The organism is Mycetocola reblochoni REB411 (genome assembly GCF_900163835.1).
Lineage (GTDB): Bacteria > Actinomycetota > Actinomycetes > Actinomycetales > Microbacteriaceae > Mycetocola_B > Mycetocola_B reblochoni.
In genome coordinates, this window is sequence record NZ_FUKR01000044.1 from 1 (window position 1) to 5,382 (window position 5,382).

The following is a 5,382-nucleotide window of genomic DNA, read 5'->3' on the forward strand; positions in this document are numbered from 1 at the left end:
CCCCCACCCGGACCGCGGCCGCCGTGGGGGCGGGGCCGCGGTCCGGGTGGGGGTGTCCGGAGCGGGCCCCGGGCGTCGGTACCCCTCCATGAAACAGGGGCGCCGCCGCCATCGCTATGGAGGATCCGCCGAAGAGTTGGAGGCTTCGCCGAGGAAACCCTTGTGTGCACGCGCAGACGGTTTCCCGCGTGTTACGCGCCCGGGTCGCCGAGGAGCCCGCTGAGCGATCCGACGACGCCGCACGGCACCCCGGCCGAGAAGCTTGGTGGATCCGACGATGCCGGGCCCGCCCCCGATGTGGTTGTCTCGACTACCGACGCGCTGACCTCCGATGCGCGCAGCCCACACAGAAAGCGAGGTCGCCGGTGTGGCCGAGCGCTGAACTCCACGTGCACATCGAGGGCACCCTCGAGGTTCCCCTGCTGCTCCGTCTCGCCGAGCGGAACGCCGTCGAGCTGGTCAGCAGCGACCCGGAGGTCCTGCAGCGGCGCTACGCCTTCGACTCGCTGCAGTCGTTCCTCGACCTCTACTACGAGAACCTCGCCGTGCTCCGCACCGAGCAGGACTTCTACGAGCTGTGCTCCGCGTACCTCGAGCGCGCCGCACGCGCGGGCGTCCGCCACGCGGAGATCTTCTTCGACCCGCAGTCCCACACCGAGAGGGGCGTGCCGCTCGGCACCGTCGTCTTCGGGCTCTCGCGTGCGATCGGCGAGGCACAGGAGCGGTGGGGCATGACCGCGTCACTCATCCTCTGCCTGCTGCGTCACCTGGGCGGGGAGGCCGCGTCGGACATGATCAGGGCCGCGCTGCCGTTCCGGCGGCACTTCGTCGGCGTCGGACTGGACTCCTCGGAGCTGGGCTTCCCCCCGTCGCTGTTCCAGGAGGCGTTCGCCATCGCGGCCGCCGAGGGCCTGCACCGCGTCGCCCACGCCGGCGAGGAGGGCGGTCCCGACTACGTGTGGGAGGCCCTCGACCTGCTCGGCGTGGAGCGCGTCGACCACGGCAACCGCGCCCTCGAGGACGCGGAGCTCATGGCCGTGCTGCGCGAGCGACGCATCCCGCTGACCGTGTGCCCGCTGTCCAACCTCGCGCTGAAGACCGCACCGGACGAACTCGCGGATCACGCGCTCCCCGTCATGCTCGACGAGGGGCTGCTGGCGTCGGTGCACAGCGACGACCCCGCCTACTTCGGCGGCTATCTCGACGACAACATCGCGGCACTCCGGGCGGCGGGGGTTCTCACGGAGGAGCAGTTCGGCGTCCTCGCGGCGAACTCGATCGTGTCGTCCTTCGCGTCGGCCGAGCGCAAGGCCGAGCTGCTGGCCGAGGTGCGTGCCCACGCTCTGGCGCTCGGCGTTGCGGTCCCTGCGGCCGCCCGCCGGGGGGCGGCCGAGTGAGGACGTCCGAGCTGGTGACGGGCCGCAGCGTCGTCGTCGTCCTCGAGCAGGGTGAGGAGGTGCTGTCCTCTGTGCGCCGGGCGTGCGCCGAGCACGGCATCGCGCAGGGGTTCGTGCCCGTCCTCTCCGGCGCGTTCCGCGAGGTCGAGCTGATCGCCGCGCACACGCCCGTCGACGACGAGGAGCCGCCGCTGCCGCAGAGCGTCGTGGTGCGCTACGCGGAGGGCACGGGCAACGGGACCGTCATGTTCGACGAGGACAGCGGCGCAGGGGAACCCCACCTGCACCTGGCGGTCGGGGTGAAGAACGACGGCGGTGCCGGCTACGCCGGGCACGTGGTGAGCGCCGTCGCGCACTACACGGTCGAGGTCGTCGTCACCGAGGTGCTGTCCCCCGTGCTCGCCCGCGTCGCCGACCCGGGCGCGTACGGCATCCCCACGCTGCACCCCCGGCACGGCTGAGGGGCACGGCCCCGCATCGGGTGCGGCCCCGGCCTGCCCGGGGCCGCACCCGACGGTCAGCGGACGGTGAAGCCGCCGTCGACGACGAGGTCGGCGCCGTTGACCATCGCCGCCGCGTCGGAGGCCAGGTAGACGGCCGCCGCGGCGATCTCGTCCGGGACGGCGAAGCGCCCGACGGGGATCTCCTCCTGGTGCGCGACGCCGCGCTCGTTGTCCCACGCGCTCCGGCCGAGCTCGGTGAGCACAACGGTTGGCGAGATGGTGTTCACCGTGACGCCCCTGCCGCCCCATTCCAGCGCCAGCACCTTCGTCAGGCCGAGCACGCCGAACTTGGAGGCGCAGTACCCGGCGTGCTGGTCGATGGCGACCGTCGCGGCCTGGGAGGCCATGTTGATGATCCGCCCGTAGCCGGCGGCGAGCATGACCCGGCCGACCGCCTGGGCGACGAGGAAGGTGCCGGTCAGATTGACGGTGAGCACACGCTGGAAGTCGGCGAGACTGAGATCCTCGGCCGCGCCGAGCGCGGTGATCCCTGCGGAGTTGACGGAGATGTGCAGCGCGCCGAGCTCGTCGACGACCCGGTCGACCGCGGCGTCCACCGACGCCTGGTCGGTGACGTCGACCCCGACGCCGATGTGGCCCTCGCCGAGCTCAGCCGCGGCCGCACGCGCGCCGTCCTCTTTCACGTCGAGGACGGCGACCGTCGCGCCGCGCGAGGCCAGCGCCCCGGCGACGGCCCGGCCCAGGCCGGAGGCGCCCCCCGTCACGAGGGCGACGCGGCCGTCGAGCCGGAAGTCGAAGGCGACGCTGTCGGGGCCTTCTCGGAGTGCAGTCATCTGTGGTGTTCCCTTCGTCGTTGAAGTGTCAGCGAACGGGGCGACATCGCACGACCGTTCACGCCAAGAGTACTGACAGCGTCGCCGCCGACCGCTACCTCATCGTGAATCCACCGTCGACGAGCAGGTCCGTCCCGTTGACCATCGCCGCCGCGTCGGAGGCCAGGTAGACGGCCGCCGCGGCGATCTCGTCCGGGACGGCGAAGCGCCCGACGGGGATCTCCTCCTGGTGCGCGACGCCGCGCTCGTTGTCCCACGCGCTCCGGCCGAGCTCGGTGAGCACAACGGTCGGCGAGATCGTGTTGGCCGTCACGCCGCGACCGCCCCACTCGAGCGCGAGCACCTGCGTCAGCCCCCTCACCCCGAACTTGGAGGCGCAGTAGGCGGCGTGCTGGTCGAGGGCGACCGTGCCCGCCTGCGAGGCCATGTTGATGACCCGGCCGTGGCCCCGCTCCAGCATGACCCGACCCGCGGCCTGGGACACGAGGAACGTCCCGGTCAGGTTGACCGCCAGCGTGCGCTGGAAGTCGGCGAGGCCGAGCTGCTCCGCCGGGCCGAGCGCGACGATCCCCGCCGAGTTGACCGCGATGTCGAGGCCGCCCAGGGCGGCGACGACGCGGGCGATCGCCGTCTCGACCGAGGCGGGGTCGGTGACGTCGACGGCGACGCCGACGTGGCCCTCGCCCAGCTCTGCCGCGGCCGCGTCGGCGGCCTCGGCCTTGACGTCGAGGATGGCGACGCGTGCGCCGCGGTCGGCGAGGGCACCGGCGATGGCCCTCCCGATCCCCGACGCGCCCCCGGTGACCAGCGCCGCCCGCCCGTCGAGGCGGAAGGCGAAGTCGACGTGGTCCGGTCCTGCGACGAGTGCGCTCATGGGTGTTCTCCTTGCTCTGGTGTCGTGCTGATCGGTCAGCGGTCGAGGGTGTCGGCGACGGCGGTGACGATCATCCCGAAGGAGGTGGCACCGGCGTCGGGGGTCCCGACGCTCTTCTCCGCGAGGGGCCTGGCCCTGCCCACGCGCGGGCGCAGCTCGGCCGTGGCGGCCGCGGCGTCGACGGCGACCGTCGAGGCCGCTCGCCAGGCGGCAGCCGTCGAGGCGCCCTTGCCGACCCCGGCGCGGAACGCCTCGGCGAACGGGAGGGCGGCGTCCAGGAGGGTCTTGTCGCCGAGCGAGGCGCGGCCCAGGTCGACGATGGACTCGCAGAACGCGTCGATCGCGTCGGCCAGGTCCGCCGCCGTGTACTCGTCCGCCGTGTCGCCGAGGGACGCCCCGAGCGCCTCGAGCGCCGCACCCCACAGCACACCGGAGGTGCCGCCCGCGTTGGCGGCCCAGCTGCGGCCGATCCGGCCGAGCGACCAGCCGACACCCGCGCCCTCCGGGAGCGAGTCGGCGACGGCGAGCGCAGCGGAGGCTCCCTTGAGCATGCCCCTGCCGTGGTCGCCGTCCCCGGCGACGGCGTCGATCCGGCCGAGCTCGTCCTCCTTCTCCTCGACGACGGCGTGCAGCGCGCGGATCGCGTCGACGGCGACACCGGTCAGGCGCGCGGCGGCGGCGCTCGCCTCCGGGGCGGCGGCGTCCTCCGCTCCGTCACCCGCGCCGATGACCGCGTCGGCGTCGAGTGCGTCGATGGGGGCACGCTGTTTGCGGTAGGCCGGCGTGTACGCGTCGGCGCGCCACAGGCGCTCGAGCTCTCCGTCCAGCCACTGCAGCGTCAGCGATGCCCCGCCCATGTCGAGGCTCGTGACGAGCTCGCCGACCTCCGGCTCGACGGGCTCGTAGCCCGCCTCGCGCAGCAGCCGTGCGATGTGGCGCCAGAGCAGGAAGAGCTCCTCGTACTTCGTCGTCCCCAGCCCGTTGACGATCGGGGCGACCCGGGGGCCCGCGTCGGCGGGGGCGGCGGCGAGCAGGCGCGACACGAGCAGCTCGGCCAGCTCGTTCGCCCGCATGAGCGGGATGTCCTCGATGCCCGGCTCGCCGTGGATGCCCAAGCCCAGGCCCAGGTGCCCGTCCGGGACGCTGAACAGCGGGGAGTCGGCCCCGGGCATCGTGCACCCGGAGAAGGCCACGCCGAGGGTGCGGGTGGCGGCGTTCGAGGCGAGCCCGATGCGCTCCACCTCGTCGATGTCGAGCCCCTCGGCCGCCGCAGCGCCCATCGCCTTGAAGACCGAGAAGTCTCCGGCGATGCCGCGGCGTCGCTCCGTCTCGTCGGCGGAGGCGATGTCGTCGGTGACGACGACGATGCGCGCGTCGATGCCCTCCTTGCGCAGCCGCTCAGCCGCGATGCCGAAGTTCATGTTGTCCCCGGCGTAGTTGCCGAAGCTGAAGATCACGCCGCGGCCCTGCTCAGCGGCCTTCGCCACCGAGTAGGCCTGCGCGGCGGACGGCGAGGTGAAGATGTTGCCCACCACGGCTCCGGTGGCCAGGCCGGGGCCGACGGTTCCCGCGAAGGCCGGGTAGTGCCCCGACCCGCCGCCGATGACGACCGCGACCTGGGGTTCGCCGCTCGGCAGCGTCACCACTCCTCCGGGGACGCCGCGGAGCCGGTCGGCGTAGAGGTCGAGGAAGCCCTCCAGCTGGTCCTCGGCGAACTCGTCGGGGTTGTCGAAAATGGTCGTCATCGTGCGGGTGTCCTTCGGGTCGGGGCGCCGGTCAGCGCGCGGGGTCGACGGCGGGGTCCGTCGCGGGGG

Annotated in this window: 5 protein-coding genes; 2 read left to right on the forward strand and 3 right to left on the reverse strand. The window is 73.3% G+C overall.

The window, feature by feature from the left end:
• Nucleotides 1-365: 365 nt before the first annotated feature.
• Nucleotides 366-1,397, forward strand: a complete 1,032-nt coding sequence (locus FM119_RS07990; protein ID WP_276327879.1) for an adenosine deaminase — start codon at nt 366-368, stop codon at nt 1,395-1,397.
• A gap of 14 nt (nt 1,398-1,411) precedes the next feature.
• A complete protein-coding gene (locus FM119_RS07995; RefSeq protein ID WP_179205260.1) occupies nt 1,412-1,858 on the forward strand; it encodes a PCC domain-containing protein in 447 nt (148 codons plus the stop codon).
• Between the two features lie 56 nt (nt 1,859-1,914).
• On the opposite strand, the gene FM119_RS08000 is transcribed toward FM119_RS07995, so the two are convergent.
• The 3 genes from FM119_RS08000 to FM119_RS08010 form a co-directional block, all read right to left on the reverse strand.
• A complete protein-coding gene (locus tag FM119_RS08000; RefSeq protein ID WP_087137155.1) occupies nt 1,915-2,694 on the reverse strand; it encodes a GolD/DthD family dehydrogenase in 780 nt (259 codons plus the stop codon).
• A 94-nt stretch (nt 2,695-2,788) separates the two neighbouring features.
• Complete coding sequence (locus FM119_RS08005; RefSeq protein WP_087137156.1) at nt 2,789-3,568, reverse strand: GolD/DthD family dehydrogenase; 780 nt, start codon at nt 3,566-3,568, stop codon at nt 2,789-2,791.
• A gap of 35 nt (nt 3,569-3,603) precedes the next feature.
• Entirely contained in the window at nt 3,604-5,313 is a 1,710-nt protein-coding gene (locus tag FM119_RS08010; RefSeq protein ID WP_087137157.1) for a dihydroxyacetone kinase family protein, read from the reverse strand.
• Nucleotides 5,314-5,382 lie beyond the last annotated feature (69 nt).

Coding starts and splice junctions, on each gene's coding strand:
- FM119_RS08000 (WP_087137155.1), bottom strand. CDS start 2,694: ATGACTGCACTCCGAGAAGGCCCCGACAGCGTCGCCTTCGACTTCCGG.
- FM119_RS08005 (WP_087137156.1), bottom strand. CDS start 3,568: ATGAGCGCACTCGTCGCAGGACCGGACCACGTCGACTTCGCCTTCCGC.
- FM119_RS08010 (WP_087137157.1), bottom strand. CDS start 5,313: ATGACGACCATTTTCGACAACCCCGACGAGTTCGCCGAGGACCAGCTG.